Annotated in this window: 22 protein-coding genes and 1 other RNA gene; 18 read left to right on the top strand and 5 right to left on the bottom strand. The window is 35.8% G+C overall.

The features are described 5' to 3' along the window. Positions 1-39 precede the first annotated feature (39 nt). A non-coding RNA gene (gene ssrS / locus HR057_RS12860) (6S RNA) lies at positions 40-229 on the top strand. A 42-nt stretch (positions 230-271) separates the two neighbouring features. Here ssrS and HR057_RS12855 read toward each other — a convergent pair. Next, positions 272-403 carry a small, acid-soluble spore protein L gene (locus tag HR057_RS12855; protein ID WP_173731853.1) on the bottom strand — a complete coding sequence of 44 codons (132 nt, stop codon included), beginning with the start codon at positions 401-403 and terminating at the stop codon, positions 272-274. 246 nt (positions 404-649) lie between these two features. Here HR057_RS12855 and HR057_RS12850 point away from each other — a divergent pair, with 246 nt between their 5' ends. The 10 genes from HR057_RS12850 (at position 650) to HR057_RS12805 (ending at position 13,070) form a co-directional block, all read left to right on the top strand. Continuing rightward, the gene (locus HR057_RS12850) at positions 650-1,876 is read left to right on the top strand and encodes a sensor histidine kinase (protein ID WP_173731852.1); all 1,227 of its coding nucleotides are present in this window, start codon (positions 650-652) and stop codon (positions 1,874-1,876) included. Positions 1,877-1,890: 14 nt separating this feature from the next. Next, a complete protein-coding gene (locus HR057_RS12845) occupies positions 1,891-2,550 on the top strand; it encodes a response regulator transcription factor (RefSeq protein WP_173731851.1) in 660 nt (219 codons plus the stop codon). Positions 2,551-2,600: 50 nt separating this feature from the next. Next, positions 2,601-3,476, top strand: a complete 876-nt coding sequence (locus HR057_RS12840; protein WP_173731850.1) for a GAF domain-containing protein — start codon at positions 2,601-2,603, stop codon at positions 3,474-3,476. Between the two features lie 178 nt (positions 3,477-3,654). Next, positions 3,655-4,953, top strand: coding sequence for a NarK family nitrate/nitrite MFS transporter (locus tag HR057_RS12835; protein ID WP_173731849.1), 1,299 nt, complete (start codon positions 3,655-3,657; stop codon positions 4,951-4,953). 35 nt (positions 4,954-4,988) lie between these two features. Then, complete coding sequence (locus tag HR057_RS12830; RefSeq protein WP_173731848.1) at positions 4,989-6,221, top strand: nitrate/nitrite transporter; 1,233 nt, start codon at positions 4,989-4,991, stop codon at positions 6,219-6,221. Positions 6,222-6,248: 27 nt separating this feature from the next. Beyond that, the gene (locus HR057_RS12825) at positions 6,249-9,935 is read left to right on the top strand and encodes a nitrate reductase subunit alpha (protein ID WP_173731847.1); all 3,687 of its coding nucleotides are present in this window, start codon (positions 6,249-6,251) and stop codon (positions 9,933-9,935) included. Next, entirely contained in the window at positions 9,925-11,430 is a 1,506-nt protein-coding gene (gene narH / locus HR057_RS12820) for a nitrate reductase subunit beta (protein WP_173731846.1), read from the top strand. Before HR057_RS12825 ends, narH begins: the two co-directional genes overlap by 11 nt. Beyond that, complete coding sequence (gene narJ, locus HR057_RS12815) at positions 11,399-11,953, top strand: nitrate reductase molybdenum cofactor assembly chaperone (protein WP_173731845.1); 555 nt, start codon at positions 11,399-11,401, stop codon at positions 11,951-11,953. Before narH ends, narJ begins: the two co-directional genes overlap by 32 nt. Before the next feature lie 18 nt (positions 11,954-11,971). After that, positions 11,972-12,661: a respiratory nitrate reductase subunit gamma gene (gene narI / locus HR057_RS12810; protein WP_173731844.1), complete on the top strand. Its 690-nt coding sequence runs from the start codon at positions 11,972-11,974 to the stop codon at positions 12,659-12,661. A gap of 139 nt (positions 12,662-12,800) precedes the next feature. After that, positions 12,801-13,070, top strand: a complete 270-nt coding sequence (locus HR057_RS12805; RefSeq protein WP_173731843.1) for a DUF6123 family protein — start codon at positions 12,801-12,803, stop codon at positions 13,068-13,070. 162 nt (positions 13,071-13,232) lie between these two features. On the opposite strand, the gene ilvB is transcribed toward HR057_RS12805, so the two are convergent. Continuing rightward, positions 13,233-14,936 (bottom strand): biosynthetic-type acetolactate synthase large subunit, encoded by a 1,704-nt coding sequence (gene ilvB, locus HR057_RS12800; protein ID WP_173731842.1) that lies wholly within the window; start codon positions 14,934-14,936, stop codon positions 13,233-13,235. 94 nt (positions 14,937-15,030) lie between these two features. Next, entirely contained in the window at positions 15,031-15,954 is a 924-nt protein-coding gene (locus HR057_RS12795; protein WP_173731841.1) for a DMT family transporter, read from the bottom strand. 176 nt (positions 15,955-16,130) lie between these two features. On the opposite strand from HR057_RS12795, the gene HR057_RS12790 reads away from it, so the two are divergent. Next, entirely contained in the window at positions 16,131-16,796 is a 666-nt protein-coding gene (locus HR057_RS12790) for a ribonuclease H family protein (RefSeq protein ID WP_173731840.1), read from the top strand. Between the two features lie 23 nt (positions 16,797-16,819). Further along, positions 16,820-16,999: a zinc-finger domain-containing protein gene (locus HR057_RS12785; RefSeq protein ID WP_173731839.1), complete on the top strand. Its 180-nt coding sequence runs from the start codon at positions 16,820-16,822 to the stop codon at positions 16,997-16,999. A gap of 42 nt (positions 17,000-17,041) precedes the next feature. Here the strand turns inward: HR057_RS12785 and HR057_RS12780 are convergent, their stop codons facing one another. Both HR057_RS12780 and cspD read right to left on the bottom strand, forming a co-directional pair. Then, on the bottom strand, positions 17,042-17,290 hold the full coding sequence (locus HR057_RS12780; protein WP_173731838.1) for a DUF2564 family protein: 249 nt from the start codon (positions 17,288-17,290) through the stop codon (positions 17,042-17,044). A 206-nt stretch (positions 17,291-17,496) separates the two neighbouring features. After that, positions 17,497-17,697 carry a cold-shock protein CspD gene (gene cspD / locus HR057_RS12775; RefSeq protein ID WP_173731837.1) on the bottom strand — a complete coding sequence of 67 codons (201 nt, stop codon included), beginning with the start codon at positions 17,695-17,697 and terminating at the stop codon, positions 17,497-17,499. A 224-nt stretch (positions 17,698-17,921) separates the two neighbouring features. Here cspD and HR057_RS12770 point away from each other — a divergent pair, with 224 nt between their 5' ends. The 5 genes from HR057_RS12770 (at position 17,922) to HR057_RS12750 (ending at position 24,816) form a co-directional block, all read left to right on the top strand. Next, positions 17,922-20,225, top strand: coding sequence for a YcdB/YcdC domain-containing protein (locus tag HR057_RS12770; RefSeq protein ID WP_173731836.1), 2,304 nt, complete (start codon positions 17,922-17,924; stop codon positions 20,223-20,225). 107 nt (positions 20,226-20,332) lie between these two features. Beyond that, positions 20,333-22,510 carry a type IA DNA topoisomerase gene (locus tag HR057_RS12765; RefSeq protein ID WP_173731835.1) on the top strand — a complete coding sequence of 726 codons (2,178 nt, stop codon included), beginning with the start codon at positions 20,333-20,335 and terminating at the stop codon, positions 22,508-22,510. An 86-nt stretch (positions 22,511-22,596) separates the two neighbouring features. Next, complete coding sequence (locus HR057_RS12760) at positions 22,597-23,061, top strand: MarR family winged helix-turn-helix transcriptional regulator (protein ID WP_173731834.1); 465 nt, start codon at positions 22,597-22,599, stop codon at positions 23,059-23,061. A 68-nt stretch (positions 23,062-23,129) separates the two neighbouring features. Beyond that, a complete protein-coding gene (locus tag HR057_RS12755; protein WP_173731833.1) occupies positions 23,130-23,831 on the top strand; it encodes a pirin family protein in 702 nt (233 codons plus the stop codon). Between the two features lie 388 nt (positions 23,832-24,219). Continuing rightward, the gene (locus HR057_RS12750) at positions 24,220-24,816 is read left to right on the top strand and encodes a cell wall hydrolase (RefSeq protein WP_173731832.1); all 597 of its coding nucleotides are present in this window, start codon (positions 24,220-24,222) and stop codon (positions 24,814-24,816) included. The last annotated feature ends 73 nt before the right edge of the window (positions 24,817-24,889 follow it).

The raw sequence follows: 24,889 nt of genomic DNA, 5'->3' as shown, positions 1-24,889 counted from the left end.
TCCATAATTGCCAAATCAAAAGAAGTCCGTTATAATAAAGATACCCTACGATGTTAGTGACTCCATTTGTGTCTAAAACCGATGCTAAATATAAGGGAGTCCTATATCTTAACCCGGACGTCAAGCCTCATTGGAATGATTAGGAGGAAGATGAAAAGGTTAATGCGGACACCCACCTGCGAGAGCGGGTTTTTTTGACATAAAAGAGCACGGCATTTGTGGGACTTGAATATGTAAAAATGAAACCTCGGCTAAAATTGGCCGAGGTTTTTTATATTTTTGTGTTATCTTTCTGTGCTTTTTGTTCTAATTGAGATTTTGGGTTTGGTGAAACCCCTTCCTCTGCATGTCCTTGTTTATTCACAGGGTTCACAGCCTTGCCACGGTTATTTTCTTTTGCCAATTGTCATCCCTCCAAAATAAATGCTTCATATGTTCATTACCTTCCATATTTTTTACAAAGATAAAGGATTTTATGAACAAATTTTGAACAAAAAATTTAAACAAATTTTGAATAAAATTGTTTGACAATAAAAAATCCAACAAGTAATTGTAAAATTTAATTGTAAAATCAATTCCCACGGTATGGATGTTATTGATGTTATCAATTATGTAGAAGAGTATATTGGATAATTCAGGGTGGATGAAGATGAACAAATATTTAAATCTCTCGTTAATAAAGTTTTTGTTAAAAAATGGAATTTTAAGTATATCAATTTCCTTGCTTATTGTATATACGTTTTTTTATAAACGAGGTGAAACGATTATTAGCATTGAATTTATATTATTGTTTTTATTAGTTCTTGTTATCATCACTCTGTTTTTCATTATCATTTATAGGCAAGGAAAATCGCTTAATTCGCAGAAAGAACAGTTGGCTACAATTCTTGATAAAAGTACGCAAAATATTTTAATTCTAGATGAAAAACGAATGATCGTGAATTTGAATCATACCGCAAAACAATTATTGAAAGTGAAAAAAGGAGAGAAAGTCAACTTTTGCGATATTTGTTCCACCTATCCAGGTATTGAGAAAATTTGTGATATATCTACATGTTTCCTTCACACAAATAATGGCGCCAATCCAGTTGAAATCCATTTGAAGACTGCTGAAAATGAGATACTCCCTGTAATTGTGACAACTTCAACTTATCCAACCCCAGAAGGGAAGGAAGGTATCATTTTATCGTTTCACACTGTTAGTGAAAAACGAAAGGAAGAACATAATGAAATTGCAAAACTGCTTACACATTCTATTTTTCAAGCACAAGAAAAAGAACGGAAATTAATCTCAAGAGAATTGCATGACGGAATTGGCCAGTCTTTATATTCAATTTTAATTCAAACCGATATTATTCAGTCACATGTTGAAACAGGAAATATGGTCGGTTTTTACGATGCCATAGAAAAATTACAACATGATATTCGCAAGACAATTGAAGATATACGCCACTTATCAAGCGAATTAAGGCCGTCGTCGCTCGATGATTTAGGCTTGTTGGAAACGTTGAAAACGTATATCCACGACTTTGGTAATCGCTTTGGTATACAAATTAATTTTTCCCATAAAGGTTCTAAAGAGCGATTGCCTTCCACGATCGAAACCGCATTATACAGAATTACCCAAGAAGCATTAACAAATGCAGCAAAATATGCCTGTACGAAACGAATTGATCTTGAAATCGATCAAAGAGAAAAAATGGTCTATTTACATATAAAAGACTTTGGAAAAGGATTTGATTTGTCAAGCAAAATTAGTAGAGGAGTCGGCCTCTATAGTATGGAAGAAAGGGCATCGATCTTAGGAGGAAAATTTCAGATTGAATCAGCTCCTCAAAAAGGAACTGTTATCAAGGTCAATATACCGATAGCTTGAGAGGTGAGAGAAGGATGAATCGTATTAAAGTACTATTAGTTGATGATCATGCGGTTGTCCGTGATGGAATCCATTATTTGCTTAATTCCCAGCCGGACATGGAAGTAGTTGGTGAAGCAGCTGAGGGGAATGAAGCGATTGCCAAAGCGATTGAAACAAAACCGGATGTTATCATCATGGATTTAAGTATGCCTAACGGAAGAGATGGGTTATCAACGACAAGTGAAGTCTTGCAAATATTGCCTGAAACGAAAGTGTTAATTTTATCTATGTATGATGATAATCAATATTTATTCCGAGCTTTAAAAGCAGGGGCATCAGGGTATATATTAAAATCTTCATTAGGTAAAGAATTGTTAGGGGCTATTCGCCAAGTATATAACGGTCAGGCTTATCTTCATCCAGGTGCACAAAAGAAAATAATAGAACGCTTTTTAAATGGAAAAATTGATGAAGAGGAAGATTCCTATGATTTATTGACTGAAAGAGAAAAAGAAATTTTAAGCCTAGTCGCCAAAGGATATACGAATAAAGAAGTAGGAGATTTATTAAATATTAGTTCGAGAACGGTGGAAACCCATAAAGCTAATATTATGGAAAAATTAGAATTAACAACAAGGAAAGATTTGATACGGTTTGCGGTCAAAAGAGGATTATTGGAATTTAATGATTAACCGAACTCTATTGCTAATGAAAAACGAATTTATTTATAAAGGTGATTCCTTTGATACTGGACATTAAACTACAAAAAAAGAAAATACGGGAGCTTTTAAAATCAATCGCAATAAAATTTTACAGTGATTTTGTAGGAATGGCTTTATATGACCCAATAAATTTTGAATTTCGCTGGAGAATTGCAATTGGCTCTTTAAATGACCGTTATAAAGGAATTGTTGTACGTAGAGGAAAAGGAGTTTGTGGCAATGTATTAAAAACAAAACGAGAATATATTATCCATTCATTTCCGTTTGATATTGAAGACGATCCGCTTAATTATCCGATCATGGTTGTTGAAGATTTGAAATCCGCAATGGCCATTCCATTATTTTTCGAAATGGAATCAATGGGCGTATTGTTAGTCGGGCATCGATCGGAACGAATCTATCAGATTGATGAGGTAGAAGAATTAAAAAAAGATTCTAGTGAAATCATTCAAATATATAATGAAATGATGAAAACACAAGATTTTAAAACGAATCAAGAAAAAGATTCGTATTTGTTAGCATATTTATTAAATGAAAAATATGAAAAAAAGCGTCGCCTTAAAATCGAAGTACTAGATCAACGGATTGCTAACATTTCAATGGATGCACAAATTACGATCATACAAGTTTTTGAAATTTTATTTGGAATGGTCCATTTCTCGAGTAGAGATAATCCTTTATTAATAATATTTGAAAGAAAGAACGATCAACAGCTTTCCATTCATGTAGTTATTGAGTACCAGCTCCAAATGACTGGTCCACAATTTTCCCTCCTTGCTGAAAAAGTCGGTAATGTGAATGGAAATTTAGAAATATATAGTGAACTAAATAAAGTACATCTAATTATCAATTTACCGATTGGTTTGTTAAATATTGAACACCCATGGAATTTATAAAAGCCTTTTTAATTGGGATGACAATTGATCATCTTAATTGAAAAGGCTTATTTTTTCGTATTTCTTTTCCCTATAATACGTAGTTTTCCCGATATGAATTGCGTATTTTCCACAATTACTGCTTTTGCCACCATCTCCTATACTAATTAATAAGTCAAGGCAAAAGGAGGATAAATACATGCAGCTAGCAAGAATTAGAGAATGGGACCCAGAGAACGAAAGGTTTTGGGAATTGGAAGGAAAAAAACATGCAAATAGAAATTTATGGATATCTGTACCTGCCTTATTTTTGGCGTTTGCTGTATGGCAAATTTGGTCAGTTGTGGCGGTAAAGCTGAATGATGTAGGCTTCCAATTTACAAACAGTGAATTATTTACTTTGGCAGCTTTGCCGGGGCTTGTGGGAGCAACATTCCGCATCTTTTTCACTTTTTTGCCGGGATTAGTTGGCGGGAAGAATTTTACAGTTATTAGTACTGCTGCTTTATTAATACCTGCAGTTGGGATCGGGCTTGCCGTGCAAAATCCGGATACATCATTTATGACAATGGCGATTTTAGCAGCCCTTTGTGGAATTGGTGGAGGAAACTTTTCTTCTTCGATGGCTAATATTAGTTTCTTTTTCCCAAAAAAGTTGAAAGGGACTGCTAATGGTATCAATGCTGGATTAGGAAATTTAGGTGTTAGTGCAGTTCAATTTATAACCCCAATTGTTATTGCAGGTGGGATTTTTGGCGGTATTGCCGGAGCTCCACAAGTATTGCCGGATGGTAGTGAAATTTGGATTCAAAATGCTGCATTTATTTGGGTAATTCCAATTATTATCGTAACAATTTTAGCAATGTTTGGGATGGATAATTTGCCAAATGCGAAACAATCATTTAAAGAGCAGTCAATCATCTTTAAAAATAAACATACTTGGATTATGACTTGGCTCTATACGATGTGTTTCGGTTCATTTATCGGTTATGCCGCAGCGTTCCCGTTATTAATTCAATCAGAATTTCCAGAAATGAATGCAGTTGGTTTAGCATTTTTAGGGCCGCTTGTAGGGGCTTGCGTGAGGCCGATTGGTGGATGGATTTCTGATAAATTGGGAGGCGCCTTTGTAACATTTTGGGACATTATCGTCATGATCATAGCTACTTGTGGCGTTATTTATTTCTTAAATAGTCATCAATTTGTAGGCTTTTTAACAATGTTCATCATTCTATTTTTTACAACGGGCATCGCCAACGGTTCAACATTCCGGATGATCCCGATCATTTTTGAACCAAAACAAGCGGCACCAGTGTTAGGATTTACAGCTGCAATTGCTGCCTATGGGGCTTTCCTCATTCCAAAGATTTTTGGATGGTCTCTTTCAACGACCGGATCTGCAAACCTCGCATTGTATATTTTCATCGTCTACTACGTTATTAGTTTAGTAATTTGTTGGTACTACTATTTCAGAAAAAATGCGGAAGTAAAATGTTAGTTTTAAAACTTTTAAATTTTTAAGGAGGGAAACACATGGCAGGAATAAAGGGATTTTTAAAAAGCGGCCATGCACCGACATTGTTTTCATCATTCTTATATTTTGATATAAGCTTTATGATTTGGGTATTACTTGGTGCAACATCTACATTTATTGTTGCGGATTTCGATTTGACACCTGCACAAAAAGGTTTAATGGTAGGTATTCCAGTGTTAGGAGGTGCGCTCCTTCGCATTCCAATGGGGTTACTAGCAGACCGTTATGGCGGGAAGAAAATGGGAATTATCGGAATGTTGTTAACGATGATTCCGCTCTTATGGGGTTGGCTATATGGGCAACATTTAAATGAAATTTTTGCCTTTGGCTTCTTGCTTGGTATTGCCGGTGCAAGCTTTGCAGTCGCATTGCCGCTTGCTAGCCGTTGGTATCCGAAAGAACACCAAGGTTTGGCCATGGGCATTGCTGGGGCAGGAAACAGCGGCACCGTATTTGCTTCGATGTTTGCTCCACGACTTGCAGAAACGTATGGTTGGCACGGAGTTTTTGGTTTAGCGTTAATTCCTTTATTAATTGCCTTTATCATATTCGTCATTTTCGCAAAAGATAGCCCAAATGCACCGAAACCACAATCAATCGGTAGTTATTTGTCTATTGTTAAATATAAAGAGACATGGATCTTTAGTTTTTTCTACAGTTTGACGTTTGGTGGTTTTGTTGGCTTAACAAGTTATTTAGCGCTCTTTTTCGTAGATCAATATGGGGTAAGCAAAGTTACGGCGGGTGATTTCGTTACGTTGATTGTATTTGCGGGAAGTTTTGTTCGACCAATTGGTGGTTATTTAGCTGATCGCTTTGGTGGTGTCGGTTTACTTTTAAGATTATTTGCAGCAGCTGTTGTTGTAATTAGTATTATTGGGTTTTTACCATCATCCGTTTATGTCGCATTGTCGCTATTTGTAGTGACGTTATTAATATTTGGTATTGGAAATGGTGCCCTGTTCCAAGTAATTCCAACTCGATTTCCAAAAGAAGTTGGCATCATGACTGGATTTGTTGGCGCGGCAGGTGGTCTTGGAGGATTTTTCTTGCCAAATATTCTGGGTACTTTCAAAGATATCACTGGAAGTTATGCTTTTGGTTTTTGGTGGATTGCTGCAACGTATCTTGTAGCATTCGTTATTTTATACATGCTTAGAAAAGCGTGGGAAAAGACTGAAACAGAAACTGAAAATACGAGCATCGTGACAAAACGGGAAGCAGCAATGTAACTTACTCTGAATGATGGGAGGATATTCATGGGTACAAAAACTGGAAATTTATTTAGGAAACTAAAATTTTTTCGCCCTATTGAATCGTATTCTGAAAATTGGAGTCAGCTAACCGAAGGGAACCGGGAATGGGAAAAAATTTACCGTGACCGTTGGCAGCATGATAAAGTAGTTAGAACCACCCATGGGGTTAATTGTACTGGTTCTTGCAGTTGGAAAGTTTTCGTTAAAGACGGAATCATTACTTGGGAAAATCAGCAAACAGATTATCCAAGTTGTGGTCCGGATATGCCGGAATTTGAACCGCGAGGCTGTCCGCGAGGAGCCAGTTTTTCTTGGTATGTTTATAGCCCTTTACGAGTGAAATACCCATATGTACGGGGAGAATTGCTCAAGCTTTACCGTGAAGAATTAGCTAAAGTGAACGATCCTGTTAAGGCCTGGGAAAATATTGTCGAAAATCAAGAAAAAGCAGCCTGCTACAAAGCTGCTCGTGGGAAAGGAGGATTTGTAAGGGCGTCTTGGGAAGAAGTGAATGAGCTTATTTCTGCGTCTCTCCTATATACCATAAAAAAATATGGTCCTGATCGAATTGCAGGTTTTACGCCAATTCCTGCCATGTCAATGGTTAGTTATGCGTCCGGTGCACGTTTTTTATCAATGCTCGGCGCACCGATGCTAAGCTTTTATGATTGGTATGCCGATTTACCTCCAGCTTCCCCGCAAATTTGGGGTGAACAGACCGATGTGCCTGAAAGCAGCGATTGGTATAATGCCGGCTATATTATCATGTGGGGATCGAACGTGCCGATGACTCGGACTCCTGATGCCCACTTTATGACAGAAGTACGTTATAAAGGAACAAAGATTGTTTCGATCAGTCCCGATTATGCTGAAAATGTAAAATTTGCTGATGATTGGCTCGCTGTAAATCCGGGACAGGATGCTGCACTTGCACAAGCAATGACTCATGTTATTTTAAAAGAATTTTATGTGGACCAAAAGACAGAATATTTTTGGAAATATTCCAAGTACTATACTGATTTACCATATTTAATCACATTGAAAAAAAATGGTGACAGCTTTGTTTCAGATCGATTTTTAGTTGCTAGTGATCTAGGTTTGCCTTTGACCCATGCGGAATGGAAGCCGATCGTCATTGACGAAACAACAAATCAAATGGTTGTGCCTAATGGAAGTATTGGACATCGTTGGGGAGATAAAGGCAAATGGAATTTAAAGCATGAAGATCACAATGGACAAAAATATGATCCAAGATTAACACTTCTAGGTCAAGAAGACGTTGTGATTCCAGTTGATTTTCCGCACTTTTCAGAGGACGGCAGACGATTAATTACAAGAAATGTGCCTGTAAGAAAAATTTCAAGAAACGGCGAGGACTTATACGTAGCTACAGTATTTGATTTGCTGCTTGCCCATTATGGCATTGACCGAGGATTAGGTGGCAATTATCCCAAGAGTTACAATGACGTTGATGCTTATACACCAAAATGGCAAGAGCAATATACCGGAGTGAACAAAGACCTTGTTATTAAAATTGCCCGTGAATTTGCTGAAAATGCCGTCAAAACGAGAGGAAAATCAATGGTTATCATGGGGGCAGGCATTAATCATTGGTTTAATGGAGATACGATTTACCGATCAATTCTCAATCTTGTGTTATTAACAGGTTCTCAAGGTGTAAATGGTGGTGGCTGGGCTCATTATGTTGGGCAGGAAAAGTGCCGCGTTCCAGAAGGTTGGGGAACGATAGCTTTTGGACGCGACTGGTCAATGCCTCCGAGGCTGCAAAATGCGACTTCCTTTTATTATTTCGCAACGGATCAGTGGCGGTATGAAGAGCTTCCGATGAGTAAGCTCGTCTCACCTACGGTGAAAAAAGCAAGGTATGAACATTCAGCAGATTACAATGTGTTGGCTGTCCGTTTAGGTTGGCTGCCATCTTATCCGCAGTTTAACAAAAATTCGCTCGATTTATTCAATGAGGCTAAAAAATTTGGAGCAAAAACAAAAGAAGAAGCAGTTTCTTTTGTTGTTGACCAACTTAAAAAAGGAAATATTGAATTTGCCATTGAAGACCCGGACAATCCGGTTAATTTTCCTCGAGCTTTATTTGTTTGGCGGTCAAACTTGATTTCAAGTTCTGGCAAAGGACATGAGTATTTTTTAAAACATCTGCTTGGTACATCAAATGGCCTCCTTTCAGAAGATAATAAAGCATTAAAACCAAGTGAGATTAAATGGCATGAAAAAGGTGCGGAAGGCAAACTTGACCTACTCGTAAGCATTGATTTTCGTATGGCGGGGAATGCGCTTCATTCAGATATTGTTTTACCAGCTGCAACATGGTACGAAAAACATGATATAAGCAGCACGGACATGCACCCATTCGTTCATCCATTCAACCCAGCGATAAATCCGCCATGGGAAGCAAAAACAGATTGGGATATTTTTAAATCACTTGCCGCAACGTTTACGAATATGGCCAAAACGTATTTGCCTTATCCTGTTTTAGATTTGGTAGCTACTCCATTGCTACATGATTCTCCAGATGAAATTGCCCAGCCATTTGGAAAAGTTCGGGACTGGAAAAAAGGAGAAGTAGAAGCAATCCCAGGGAAAACAATGCCGAAGTTAACATTTGTTGAACGAGATTTTACGAAAATTTATGACAGATTTATCACGCTTGGACCACTCGTGGAAAAAAATCCGGTAGGAGCCCATGGCATATCATTTTCGGTGAAAGAACAATATGAAGAGTTAAAACAATTAAACGGTATTATTGTCACTTCAGAATATACAAAAGGATTGCCAAGTATTGAAACAGGACAAAAAGCTGCTGAGGCAATGCTTGCCATCTCAAGTGCAACAAATGGAAAAGTTGCAATGAAAGCTTGGGAAGCTGAAGAAGCTAAAACCGGTCTAGTACTAAAAGATATTTCCGAAGAGCGAGCTGGAGAACGCCATACTTTTCTAGATTTAGCCGTTCAGCCGCGTGAAGTTATCCCAACTCCAATATTTAGTGGTTCAAATCATGGGGGTCGAAGATACTCCCCGTTTACGACAATGATTGAACGATTAGTTCCATTTCGGACATTGACAGGCAGGCAGCACTTTTATATCGATCATGAAATTTTGCTGGAATATGGTGAATCATTTCCTATATATAAACCAACATTGCCGAAAATGGTTTTTGCAAAGCAGGACAACGTTCCGGCAAGTAGTGAAAAAGAAATTACATTGCGTTATTTAACACCGCATGGAAAATGGAATATACACAGCATGTATCAAGATAATTTAATGATGTTAACTTTATTCCGCGGTGGACCAAACGTGTGGATGAACAATATAGACGCCGAAGAAATCGGTATCAAAGACAATGATTGGGTTGAAGTGTATAACAGAAATGGTGTTGTAACCGCAAGGGCTGTCGTCAGCCATCGGATGCCGAGAGGCACTTTATACATGTACCATGCCCAAGATAAACATATTAATACATCTGGATCTAATATTACCCGCGAGAGGGGCGGCACACATAATAGCCCGACGAAAATTCATGTCAAACCAACACAAATTATCGGTGGATATGCTCAATTAAGTTATGGATTCAATTACTATGGACCCATTGGCAATCAGCGCGATATTTATGTTTCGGTACGTAAGATGAAAGAGGTGCATTGGCTTGAAGATTAAAGCACAAGTGGCAATGGTCATGAATTTAGATAAATGTATCGGCTGTCATACTTGCAGTGTAACTTGCAAAACTACCTGGACTAACCGTCCAGGTGCCGAATACATCTGGTTTAATAATGTTGAAACAAAGCCAGGTGTCGGCTATCCAAAAAAATGGGAAAATCAAGACAAGTATAAAGGCGGTTGGGAATTAAAAAATGGTAGGTTAGAGTTAAAATCAGGCAATAAATTAAGCAAACTAGCGTTGGGTCGAATATTTTACAACCCGGACTTGCCAACAATTGATGAATATTATGAGCCGTGGACTTACAATTATGAAAATTTAATTCACTCCTATAAAAAGAAACACCAGCCAGTAGCCAGGCCGAAATCATTAATTACAGGAGAAAATATCAATTTAGAGTGGGGACCAAACTGGGAAGATGACTTAGCGGGTGCCCATATAACTGGTTATGAAGATCCTAATTTTATTAAAATGCAAGAAAAGATTAAGTTAGAGTTTGAACAGGCATTTATGATGTATTTGCCACGAATTTGCGAGCATTGTTTAAATCCAGCTTGTGTAGCATCTTGTCCATCTGGTGCGATGTATAAACGAGACGAGGACGGCATTGTTTTAGTTGATCAGAAGCAATGTCGAGGTTGGCGCTATTGTATGTCAGGATGTCCTTATAAAAAAGTGTATTTTAATTGGGAAACACAAAAAGCTGAAAAATGTACATTTTGTTTTCCGAGAATTGAAGCGGGTATGCCGACTATTTGCTCTGAGACATGTACAGGGAGAATTCGCTATATAGGTGTTCTTTTATATGATGCAGATCGAGTAAAAGAAGTTGCTTCAATGCCGAATGAAAAAGATTTGTACGAAGCTCAGCTAGGATTATTTTTAGATCCGTATGATACGGCTATTATTGCACAAGCGAAAAAAGACGGAGTTCGTGATGATTGGATCGAAGCAGCGCAAAAATCACCGATTTACAAGCTTGCCATAAAATATAAAGTTGCCCTCCCTCTACACCCGGAATACCGAACTTTGCCGATGGTTTGGTATATTCCACCTCTTAGTCCGTTTATCAATGTGTTAGAAAGAGATAATGGGCAGGCAAGATTAGATGAAATGTTTCCAACGATTCAACAAATGACGATTCCAATGGAGTATTTAGCAAATTTGTTAACAGCTGGAGACACGAAAGTTGTTACAAACGCCATTCTGCGATTAATCGCATTAAGACATTACATGAGATCAAAAACAATCGACAATGAACCAAACGAAGCGGTCATTAGTGAAATAGGAATGACTGCTGACATTGTCGAAGAAATGTATCGCTTGCTTGCGATTGCAAAATACGAAGATCGTTTTGTAATACCTTCTGCCCATAAAGAAGAATTTACTAATTTATATTATGATCAAGGCCAAACTGGCTATTCATTTAGTTGCAATGGCTGTGAGGTAGGTGGCTATTATGGAGAAAACACCTATTTCCATAAATTATGATAACCAATTTGATCGTTCTGTCTTTCAATTTATAGCTTATCTCCTCCAGTATCCAGATAAAAAATGGCTTCAATGGAAAGAACTAGTGATGGAAGCACAACAATTTGCTGGTATGCTCATATACCCGGCATTAATGAAATTTCTCAATGAACTCGGGGATATAAGTTTAGAAGATTTAATGAAAAAGTACGTTGATACCTTTGACTTTAATAAAAATGCTGCTTTATATTTAACGTATCATTTAGCTGGTGATAATCGGGAGCGGGGCATACTCTTGCTAGAATTAAAAGATTTCTATCGGAAAACTGGATTCATTATGAATAATGAAGAGTTATCTGACTATTTGCCTGTTGTGTTAGAATTTTTGGCAATTGCACCAATTCGTGTTTGTTCTGAATTATTTAGTAAAGTAAAACCAGCTATTGAAATTATTTACGAAGAGCTTAAAAAAACAAGCAACTTATATGCTCATCTTATTCAAAGTATTTTAATCGCTGGTGAAATGTTGGAATCATGTGATTAATAAAAAGGGGGATATTGGATGGACCAATTCCTTTGGGTAATATTTCCGTATTTAATGGTAACGATCTTTATTGTCGGTCATATTTATCGATATAAAACAGAACAGTTGGAATGGACGGCGAAATCTAGTGAATTTTTTGAGAAAGGTTCTTTAAAATGGGGAAGCATGCTGTTTCACATTGGTGTCATTCTCGTTTTTTTCGGCCATGTTGTTGGATTGTTGATTCCAAAAGGTGTTTTCGAAAGGATTGGCATTAACGAACATTTTTATCATGCGGGAGCTGTTTATGGAGGGGGAGCAGCTGGTTTAATAACTTTGGCAGGGATTTTAATACTCTTTTCAAGGCGGATTGCATCAACTCGTGTTCGGGTAATCAGTGAATTTAGTGATTATTTAGTTACTGGTTTATTGTTATTAATTATTGCATTGGGTGTTTACAATACATTAGGCTATAATCTGTTTGTTGGGCATTTTGATTACCGAGAAACGATTGGTCCTTGGGTACGAGGATTTTTAATGCTAAATCCAGATCCGAGTTTAATGCTAGAAGTACCACTTTTTTTCAAGCTTCATATATTGTTATCATTTACATTGTTTGGAATATGGCCTTTTACAAGATTAGTGCATGTTTGGAGTGTACCCCTCGTATATTTTCGGAGAAGCTATATTTTGTACCGACGCAGGAATGTTAGGCAATCAGTATCATAAGTGTATGAGGATGGCTGTTTCTTTTATAGAATCAGCCATTTTAATTATTTCCGAGAAAAGGCAAAAGAAAATATAGCAGCAATGTAGATTTTTCGGTATGATAGGATTGGTTCATTTAAAAGGGAATGATGGGAGAGCTATGTGGTTCATTTCAACGAATGACTATTTAAATTACTTAAGATCAAAAGGTTTTTCTTTTTATGAAGAACACGTTGGATTTATAAAAATAGGAAAAATGTATACAGCTTTACCTGATTCACTTGTAAATATGGCGATTGAAATAACTTTAAAAGCCCAGTTGGAATTTGATGGGAGCTTTTTTATTGCAGTTTTAGAATTGTTAAAAGAACACAATGTTTCAAATAAACGAGCAGCGTATGATCTTATGAAAGAACATAATATATTGTAAAATGAAAGTACTAAGATAGAACATATTGAATGTACTACATAAAAAATTTCCTTTTCGTAAAATGAAAACATATAAAAACTAAGACGAAAATAAAGAGGAAGCGGCGAAAAGTTTTGTCACCGCTTGCCTCTATTTGTTATTTGATGAAATATCTTTTGGAAATTATCGAGACAGAATAACTTCACTATTGCTTGCTCCAGGAGGCACCATCGGGTAAACATTTTCCTCTTCCATAACATCAAATTCTAGCAAGGTTGGTCCGTGATGTTTGAATCCTTCTTGAATTATTTTTTCTGCTTCTTCTGCAGTTTTTGCTTTTAATCCAACAATACCATAAGCTTCTGCAAGCTTGATAAAATTAGGCGAAGATATTTTAACAGAAGAGTAACGACGGTTGTAAAATAATTCCTGCCATTGGCGGACCATTCCTAAATAGCCGTTATTTAAAATAATAATTTTGATCGGCAGTTTATACTTAAAAGCGGTAATCAGTTCTTGCAAGTTCATTTGAAAGCTACCATCTCCGGTTATACAAATGATTTGTTTTCCATCGGCTGCCACTGCTGCACCAATTGCGGCAGGGAATCCATATCCCATCGTTCCCAATCCCCCTGACGATAGAAATGTCCGTGGTTTAATAAACTTGTAATGATGCGCTGTAAAAATTTGATGTTGTCCAACGTCTGTGACAACGATTGCATCATCATTGGAATATTGATCTACATAGCGCAAAACTTCTTGAGGTTTTAGAACGCTATGAACTTTATCAAAGCGGGGAACAGTTTTCTTGAAATTCGTAACTTCTTCAACCCATTTTGCACAATTTTTCATAATCTTTGTTGGATTCAGCTGCTTATCCAATTCGGTTAGAAAGGATTTCACATCAGCTACAATTGGGATATCAATAGGAACGATTTTATTAATTTCTGAAGGATCAATATCAACTTGAATTTTCACCGATTTTGGTGAAAAGCCGCTTATTTTTCCAGTGACGCGATCACTAAAACGAACTCCTAAACATAACAGAACATCGCAGTTATGGACAGCTTTATTTGCAGCAAACGTCCCGTGCATGCCCAGCATCCCTAAATGAAGGGGATTTGTACTGCTTAACCCACCGATACCCATTAACGTTGTAACGACTGGTATTCTCGTTTTCTCTATAAATTTGTGTAACAAATCTGACGTACCAGAAATAATACATCCACCACCGATTAATATGATCGGCTTTTTTGCTTCTGACAACACGTTTACAACATGATTTACAACATGTTCACTCACAGCTTTTTTTACGGTTTGTTTGCGGAATTCCAAAATATTGACTTTTCTTTTGGTTAACTTATCAACCTTTGTTCTCAAAGTATTCACTGGAACCTCCACAACAACAGGTCCAGGTCTGTCGCTTTCGGCAATGATCCGTGCCTTTTCAATTGCTTCTGGGAAGCTTTCTGCTTTGTCAACTCTTATATAGTATTTTGTTATTGGTATCATCAAACCGCTAATATCAACTTCTTGAAATGAATCTTTACCAATTTTATCGCGCTCAATTTGGCAAGCAATGACTACTAGTGGTACTGAATCACTATAGGCTGTTGCTATTCCAGTTACTGCGTTTGCAGCCGCCGGTCCGGCACCGATCAGAGCAAATCCAGCTTTGCCTACTGCTCTTGCATACCCATCAGCCGCATGGACAGCAGCTTGTTCATGCTTCATTTGAATAAAGGTTAGCTCTTTGTGTTCAGTCATTTTATCAAAAATAGGCAATAGAACTTCTCCGTGACAGCCAAAAAGCTTATGACCTCCCTGATTTGCAATCGTAGTTAAGAGCAAATCTGCTCCACATACGTTCTGCCTTGTACCATCCATGAACAATACATCCCCTTGTAAGTTTGACTAGAAAATATTTTTTAACAATTTTAAATTAACTGACAAGGGTTGTATGTGATAATTGTCATACTTTTCACAAACTTGTATTTGAATGCTTCAAATGACGTCTTAATGTTTTTTCAGGCAATTCAGCTAAGATCATGCCGAAAAATATGAGCAGGCAACCGATGAGTGCTTTAGGACCGAGCCGTTCCCCTGCCCAGAAAAAGGCTGTGATCGCTGCAAATACTGGCTCCATTGCAAATATTAAAGCAACCCTGGTCGGTGTTGTGAACTTTTGAAAGTTTGTTTGTGTTAAAAAAGCAACAGCTGTTGCAAAGAAAGAGCAAATAAAAAGTGCAAGTACTACATGGAAATTTCCCATTACCGTTTGATCAAAAAGAAGCAGCCAATTTTCAAACAAAATTGCTGCGATGCCGCTTAAAAAAGCAACCGTAACGATTTGGATAATTGTTAAAAGTAACGTGGAATAAAATGGTGAATATTTTCCGGTTACTAAAATATGAGCAGCAAAAGATATCGCACAAAGAAAAACTAAAATATCACCTTTATTTAATGCAAAATGGTCTCCTAAAGTTAATAAATATAAACCAATTAAAGCAATAAAAACGCCAATCATTGCAAATCCTTTTAGTTTTTCTTTAAAAAATAAAAATCCGAATAAAGGCACCAAAACAACACTTAAACCAGTGATAAAACCGGCTTTCGAGGAAGTGGTAAATAATAACCCAAAAGTTTGAAGTGCATATGCTGTAAATAACCAAAAACCCATAATGATACCTGCAAGTATTAACTTTTTGTCCACCTTGGAAAGTATTTTTCGATGAAACAGCAACAACCATAAAATTAGAAATAAGCCAGCCAGACTAAAACGAATGGCATTGAACGAAAACGGTTCAAGCAATGTAATAGCATTTTGCACGAGGACGAAAGTAGCTCCCCAAATAAAAGCAACACATAAAAGGCTCGCATCTGCAAGTAATTGCTTTTTGTTCATTTAAAAATCTCCTCTCTAAATTCAAACACGCAAGTATTGCCAAATTTTTTAAATCGAAAAATTATAAATGTTATTCTATCATAATTGATAAAAAGCAATAATTAAAATAGAAATGTTTGAAAAAAAGCAGATTATGTTAAAATAAGCGTAAACTCTAAGCGAAAGGAAATGATGAAGTGAAAGTTTCGATCCACTGGACATACAAACATCCAAAAGGAAGGCAAGTTAAACTAATTTCGGATCCTCTTCCGGCAAGTGAAGCGCTTTTTCTTGCTGAAGATTTTGAACGGACCGGACGAACGAAAGAAATAATGTTTTACGATCTAACAGATCAAGGTTGGACAAAAAAAGAATTGCAGCAATATTTAAAAGGGATTGAAACTGAACCTCATGATATTGTAGCTTTTTTTGACGGAGGCTATGATTTAGCAACAAAAAAAGCTGGATTAGGTATTGTTATTTACTATGTGCAAAATAATAAACGATATCGAATTCGAAAAAACAGTGTCGTTGAGGAAATTAATTCTAATAATGAAGCGGAATATGCTGCTTTATGGCTCGTCATTCAAGAACTTGAAAATCTCGGGGTCCATCATATTGGTGTAACGTTTAAAGGAGATTCGCAAGTAGTCTTAAATCAATTAAGCGGCGAATGGCCAGTTTATGAAGCCGAATTTAATCGTTGGATTGACCGGATTGAAGGAAAAATAAAAAGTTTAGGAATTAAACCTATTTATGAACCGGTTTCGCGAAAATTAAATAAAGAAGCAGATCAACTTGCCTTACAAGCATTAAAAGGTATTGAAATTAACAGCAGGATTGAATTACAAATTGAAGAATAAATTTTTATAATGGAGGTGATTGATTGGATCGAAAACAGGTTATAGAAAAAGTAGGATATTTATTAGACACATATTGCAATGGGTGTTTTTTGGCTCAATATCACCGAAAGGAATTTGGGAAAAAGTATGCGCAAAGCTTTTGCATCCATAAATGTACGGTTGGGTGTGAACTTAAAAGTTACGGAAAAAAGCTGATTAGATAATTCGTAAAGAATTCTAATCAGCTTTAAAATTTTATTATTTAATTAGCGTTTTGCTTCTTTCAGTTGTTCTTCACAATTATTTAGCAAAGTTTGTTGCTTATTTAAAAATTCATCGTCGACACCAGTAGCATTCTGTAAGGCCTTTTGTAGTTGACTTTTTGCATCATTAACGGCATCAGTAGCTGCTTGAAGTTGGCCAGGTTCCATGCTCATTGTTGCCTGTCCGACCATTTTTTGGGCTGCTTGTACGGAAAGTTCAACTTGTTTAAGATCATTAAATGGTTCACCCATCAATATTCCTCCTTGGCAATAAACTGTTCAAAAAATAGAATTTGTATATTGCCAAATTTTCATACATGGTTTGTTTTTTAGGCAACTGTTTCTTGAAGATAAAATCTGATGAAAGGAGGGCAAAAACAAGAAAAGACTACCCAACGGGCAGTCTCTTCATTTATCGGTTTATTCATTATAATCGTAAGGTTACGTGAAGATGAACGTTATGCTTTTACTACGTTAGCTGCTTGAGGACCTCGAGCACCTTCTACGATTTCGAAAGTAACTTCTTGACCTTCTTCCAACGTTTTGAAACCTTCTGCTTGGATTGCTGAGTAGTGAACGAATACATCGTCTCCGCCTTCTACTTCAATGAATCCAAAACCTTTTTCTGCATTAAACCATTTTACTCTACCATTTTGCATATTTCTTAATCCTCCTAAAATTCCTGCACGAAAGTGCTCGAAAATATATCAACCAACATTTTGTTAAGTTGATTATTCATAATATAGCATTAATGAACGAAGAAAACAAGTGGAAAAAATATTTATTAAAAAAATAACAATAATTTTCCTACTGATGAAACTTTCGCCAAAAGAAAACGACTAAAATATTAAAATAGAAACTTTTGACTAAGGAGGGTTCAAGGATGAAGAAAAAAGCAATTTTATTAAGTTGTATGTTAGTCTTGCCGCAAATCGCTGCAGGGTCATTTATTGGAGCAGAAACACAAGCAGTGAAATATGCTCCTGAATATGCTGCAATTGATGCTGTAACTGTAAAAGACAATCCAATGCCCAATCAAGCGATTTCAGCGAAAATTACAAAAGATCAGGCAATCGAAATTGCTAAAAATTTTATTACAATTCCTAAGGAATATTCTCAACTATCAATTAGCTATCAAAGCAATTGGTATCCAAGTAATCGAAATGTATGGCATATCAACTGGAATAAAGAATCTGAAACAGGTTATGGAAATATTTATGTGTCCGTTGACGCGGATAATGGCACCGTCATTTCGATGGGACGCTGGGATGATACATATAATCAACCAGCCTCATATCCGCCAAAATATAATTGGGAAAGTGCTAAAAAAATTGCTGAACAATTTTTAGAACAAAAAGTTCCTCAAAAAGCAAATGCTGTTGAGTTAGATACAAGCAATGTTGCAAATCAAAAACCTCCATTGGATGGACATGCAGCTTATTATTACCAATTTTTACGTGTTGAAAATGGAATCCCGTTTTTAGATCAATTCATTTCAATAACTGTTAATGGAAACGGGGAAGTTACTAGTTATGAATATCGTTGGAATGATGATATTAGTGTTCCAGATCCAAAAGGGATGATGTCACAGACCGATGCTGAGAAAAAAATAAAAGACAGTATAGAAATGCAATTAAAATATTTTACAATTTATAGATATCATTTGGCGGCTAATAACCAGAAAACGGTGAAACTAGCTTATGACAACCGCTTTACGTACCCATATATTGATGCAAAAAATGGCGGGTGGCTTGATTACAGCGGCAAGCCGGTACAAATAAAGAAATTTTCAACAAAACTTGAACCGCTTTTTGCAGAAAAGAAGGCATCTACACTTCCAGCTAAAAAAGAAATTACTCAAGATGAAGCCATTTCAATTGCGAAAAAGCATTTTGACATCCCGGATGGAGCCGTCCTAGAAAATGTTTTTTATAGTGATGCTAATCAATATCAAAATTTTCCAGTATGGAATATAAGTTGGGTTGTTAAAGAACAGCCAAATATTTGGATTAATGTAGGTATAAATGGGTATACAGGACAAATTGTTAATTTTAGCAAAGATGATCCAACACGTTATCAACCATATGCAGAAAATCAATCTATTAAACAAGTAATCAACTATGAAGAGGCTCTAGAAAAAGCGAAAAAGACTTTGGAAACTTTTGCACCAGATTTATTAAACGAACTTACTTTTGATCCTTATAGAAATCCTAAACCAGAAAAGCCTGAGAATATGAGGGAATTTTATTTTACATTCCATCGTCTTGCAAATGGTATTCTTGTTGAAGACCAGTTCGTAAATGTGGCAATTTCAACAGAAACAGGAGAAATTATTCAATACAATCAAAATTGGAATCCAGATGCTAAGTTTCCAGATGCAAAAAATGTAATTTCACCAGAAAAGGGGAAAGAAGTCTATTTAAGCAATTACAATATTGTTCCTAGATATCTTTACATTGAAAATGTAGATTATTCAACAGGTAGACCGATCGTATCCAAACCTGAGGTCAAGCTTGTATACCATTTAGTTATGAAGCCATTGGATCAAGCTGTCTATCTAGATGCGGTTCAAGGAAAATGGGTTTCTATGGAAACAGGAGATCCAATTCGTGACAAAGTTGAAGCGAAAGATATTAAAGGACATCCAGCAGAAAAAGCACTTCAACTTTTAATTGACTACAATGCAATTGATGTGGACCAAGCAGGCTATGTAAAACCAGATGAACTGATTTCTAGAGGAGAAATGGTGAAAATGCTCATGCTTGTGACAAACCCTGATCCATATTTCTATAAGATGAATTATGGAGCTGATCGAGCAGCAACTTTTGCAGATGTTCCAAGTAATTCACCATATTTTTCCTATATTGAATCAGCTGTACAACAAGGCTTTATTGACAAAGGGAAAGATGAATTTAAACCAGATGAACTAGTTACAAGAGAAGAACTTGCCGAAATGATCGTCAAAGCAATGAGATTAGATCAAATTGCACAGGTGTCAAATTTGTTTAATGTAACTTTTAAAGATGGAGATAAAATTACGAAAAAAGGACATGCAGCAATTGTTCATCATTTAGGAATTATGCCAGCTGTAAACAATCAATTCCAGCCAACTGAAAAAGTAACCCGTGCATCAGCAGCACAAGCATTTTATAAATTTTTACAAGAACGTGGAAAATATACGAAATAAAATAATTGCAAGCCACTAAGATTACATTTATATTTGCTTAGTGGCTTTCTTTTTTCTATTGTAATATAAAAGGGGCCGGTGTTTTGCATGAGAGGGTGAGAAAGAATTTGGGAAAAGTTTGTATTTTAACAGAAAAACCATCGGTCGCAAAAAACATTGCCGATGCACTAAAAATAAAAGGCAAGAAAGATGGTTATTATGAAGGAAATGACTATATTATAACATGGGCTTTTGGTCATCTTTTACAATTGTATGATGCTAAAGATTACGAACCTGAAATGAAAACTTGGAAGATGGAAAATTTTCCTTTTATTCCGGAAAAGTTTCGTTATAAAGTGAAAACAAATCCTAGTAATCGTAATCTTAAAGATGCTGGAGCAGAAAAACAATTAAAAACGATTTATAGTTTGTTTAAAAGATCGGATGTGGACGCTATAATTTCTGCTTGTGACTATGACAGGGAAGGGCAAATCATCGGTGACACGATCATATATCATTTAAAATTAAATAAGCCAATTTTTAGACTGTTATTGAATGAGTGGACCCCGGAAGAAGTGCTAAAAGGATTAAAAAATTTAAAACGAAATGATGAGTTAAAACCTCTTAGGGATGCTGGGATTAGCCGTCAATGGTCAGATTGGGTAATTGGTATCAATTTAACCTCCGTAGCAACGCTTAAATATCAAAAAGGGAAAGGGCAGGCATTGAATATCGGCCGCGTCCTCTTGCCAACATTAAAAATTGTTTATGATCGCGATCAAGAAATAAAAAATTTTGTACCGGAAAATTACTTTAAATTAACCGCAACATTCAAAACTTTAGCAAATGAACTATACCAAGGGGTATATATTGAGGAGAAGGAAGAAAAATTTAAAGATCCCTCTTATTTACAAACGATTCAACAAGCATTGCAAGGAAAACTAAGCAAAATAATTGATAAACAAATTGAACATAAAAAAGAATATCCGCCATTTTTATTTAATCTCACAAACTTGCAAGGGACGATTACAAGTAAATATAAAGGGTGGACATCTGATAAAGTTTTGAAGGTCGCCCAAAGTTTGTATGAAAAAAAGTATATTACATATCCTCGTACTGCGAGTGTTGTTCTAGAAGAAAGTTTAGTAGGCAAGGCTCAAAAAGTATTGGAAAATTTAAAAAAAGGACATCCATATGAAAATGAAATAACTTTTAAAAAATCAAAGAGAATTTTTGACAATTCGAAAGTTGAAAGCCATAGCGCAATTATTCCTACTTATTTAATTCCTAAATCGTTGACAAAAGATGAGGAAATTGTTTATGAGGCGATTAAAAATCGGTTCCTTGCTCAATTTATGCCGATTGCCGAACATGAGGAAACAAGAATATTAACTAAAGCGGAAGGAATACCTGGAGTATTTTATACACAAGGGAAAGTTCAAATGATCGAGGGCTGGAAAAAAATTGAGCAAATTGAATCAAAAGATAAAGTTTTGCCCTTTGTCAAGATCAATGATCCCGTTGAAATCGTTCACCACGAGTTAACAACTCATGTTACGAAGCCGCCAAAACACCATACAGAAAAAACGTTGCTTCGCGTCATGGAAACGTGTGGGAAAAATTTTCAGGATGAGGAAAGCGAGGAAATGTTATCCTCAATATTAAGCGGTTTTAGTATTGGCACACCTGCTACAAGAGCGGAAACAATTAAAAAATTGAAAGATATCGGTTATATCACCGTAAAAGATAAGAGCCTCCTATGTACAGAACTTGGAAAACGATTAGTCGAAACATTCCCAGTTCCTGAACTATTTGATCTTGAATTCACCGGCCGATTAGAAAAAACTCTTGCAGATATTGAAAAGCAAAAACATCGAAGAGAAGATTTCCTTGAAATTATTTTTGATTTTACAAAAAAAGCAGTTGAGAAAATAAAAACAGATAGAGATGTAACCATTCATGAAATTGATACAACAAAAAAAGAAAAAGAATCGTTTGGAAACTGCCCACTTTGTGGTTATGCAGTGATCGAAGGGCAAAAAGGTTACGGCTGCAGCAATTGGAAAAACGGTTGTAAATTTGTCATTTGGAAAAATGATAAGTTTTTGGCTGCACTAAAAAAGAAGCCGACAAAAACAATGGTGAAAGCACTGTTGAAAAATGGTATCGTTCATGTGAAAGGTTTAACCGGGAAAAATGGAAAAAAATTTGACGCATTTCTCAGATATGAAAAAAATCCGGAAAATGACTATTTCAGTTGGAAAATGGAATTTGCAAAACAAAAGGATTTGAAAGATGAAAGATAATATAAACAATTCCATTAGTTGACATCATAAATTTGATAGTTTATAATTATTTCGAATTCGAGATAATTGAGCAAGGAATGATAGCAATGGTGATAGATGATAATAATCGAATAGAAGAAGAGTTGTCTCTTAAATTATTCATTGTTTTAACTCGTGCTTTTCAATCAATTAGAAAATGTGTGGAAGAGGATATAAAATCAACCGGATTAAATCCAACCGAATTTGCAGTGCTTGAGTTAATATATAGTAAAGGCGATCAACCGATTCAAAAGATTGGTGAAAAAGTATTAATTGCAAGCAGCAGTATAACGTATGTGGTGGACAAATTAGAAAAGAAAAAATTATTAGAACGAAAGCCTTGTCCAAAAGATCGCCGTATCACATACGCTTCGATAACGGAAGCAGGAATTCGATTTATGGATGAAATTTTTCCGAAACACCGAGCTGCAATCCATGAAATTTGTAACGGGTTGGATTCGGAAGAAAAATGCAAATTAATTGAGCTGTTAAAAAAATTAGGATACTATGCAGAACAAAATTCAAATGCATAGTTTTTTTTACTCAATTATCTCGAATTAGTAATTTACTAATTAATGATAATAAAATAGGAGAGATGATAATGCTAAAAAAAATTAACAGCAGCAATATGGGTTCGAGTGATCTTGGCTGGTTAAAAAGTAAATTTCATTTTTCGTTTGCAGAATATTATAACCCGGATAATATCCAATTTGGGGTATTACGCGTCATTAATGATGATTTGATCCAACCGCAAACTGGTTTCGAAATGCATCCACATCGAGATATGGAAATAATCACTTATGTGATAAATGGTGAACTAACTCATGGAGATAGTATGGGAAATCGGAATACAATTACTCGTGGACATGTTCAATATATGAGTGCTGGAACTGGTGTGTTTCATAGTGAACATAATTTAGGGAATGACATTTTAAGATTGTTACAAATTTGGATTTATCCAAATAAATATGGTCTGACACCGAACTATGGAGATTATCGATTCAATTGGGAAGAACGAAAAAATAAGTGGTTCCACATGGTTTCTGGGATTGATGGGAATGCACCTGTAAAAATTCATCAAGATGTTAATATTTATTCACTCGATCTTGATGAAGGAAAAGAGATTAACTTTCCTGTAAAAACAGGAAGACAAGCATATCTGGTTCAAATCGAAGGAACCTCAATCATTAATAACATTGAGTTAACTGATCGGGATGCTATGGAAATTGTTGAAGAGGAATTAACCATTAATGCTGTGAAACAATCACATTTCTTAATAATCGAAATGAAAAAAACAACTTAGGATCAAAATTCTTCATTAATAACTAATTAATAAAATCATGGAAGGGTTCACATATAGATATGATTAATATGTAGAACTCTTTTTTTTTTTCAAAACATCCTCAAATCTTTAATTCCACCTGCTCCATTATTTTAAAAAAATTGGTATTTTCATCCTATTAATTTTATATTTCCATATATTTACAGATGGAAAGTCTTTCATCATTGACTATTAATATTTTAAATTCTATTATTGGTAATTTGTACTATTTATCTTTACGAAAGCACCGAGATTTAACTCTTTCAACATTCTTTGAAACTAAGTTCCATAAATTGGCTTCCCATTTCTCCTTTCTTTTCTGTTACCCTTTTAATGTGATTATCCATAGCATTAAGGAGGTTCATTACTTATGAAAGTGTTAAAAAAAATGCTATTGGTAATGATTCTTTCAATCTCATTTTTAGGATTAAATTCCCAAACTGATGCTGCCGCTTATGTTCATCAAGTGAAAACAGGGGATACCTATTGGAAAATTGCACGTAAATATGGGTTATCTGTTAATTATTTAAAAAGTATAAATAATAAAAGAAACAATGTTTTATACCCTGGTGAAAAATTAGTATTGCCGCATCGTCCTATTTCCGATGCTGATAAAGAACTGATGGCTCGTTTAGTTTCTGCAGAAGCAAAAGGTGAGCCATATGCGGGGAAAGTTGCTGTCGCAACTGTAGTAATAAATCGTCTTGATAGTGTAATATTCCCAAATACTGTGAGGGAAGTTGTCTATCAAAAAATAAAAGGCCATTATGCTTTTACTCCTGTTCAAAATGGAACGATATATCTTCCAGCCGATAAGGAGTCTATTAAAGCAGTAGAGGAAGCAATCGCTTATAGAGGAAAAGGAAACGGCTCCCTTTATTTTTATAATCCTCGAACTTCTACAAGCGATTGGGTCTTCTCCCGCGAGGTGACTGTTGTCATCGGAAATCACCGCTTTGCTAAATAAATGTGTTTAATAAATTTTTAAGGCAGCAAAACTGAAACCATATATTTAAAGGGCTGTCATTTAGGACAGCCCT

It is taken from the genome of Calidifontibacillus erzurumensis (genome assembly GCF_013303125.1).
GTDB classification, from domain to species: domain Bacteria; phylum Bacillota; class Bacilli; order Bacillales; family Bacillaceae_J; genus Calidifontibacillus; species Calidifontibacillus erzurumensis.
Note: the sequence above shows the minus strand (reverse complement) of the source record. Positions and strands in the feature narration are given on the sequence as shown.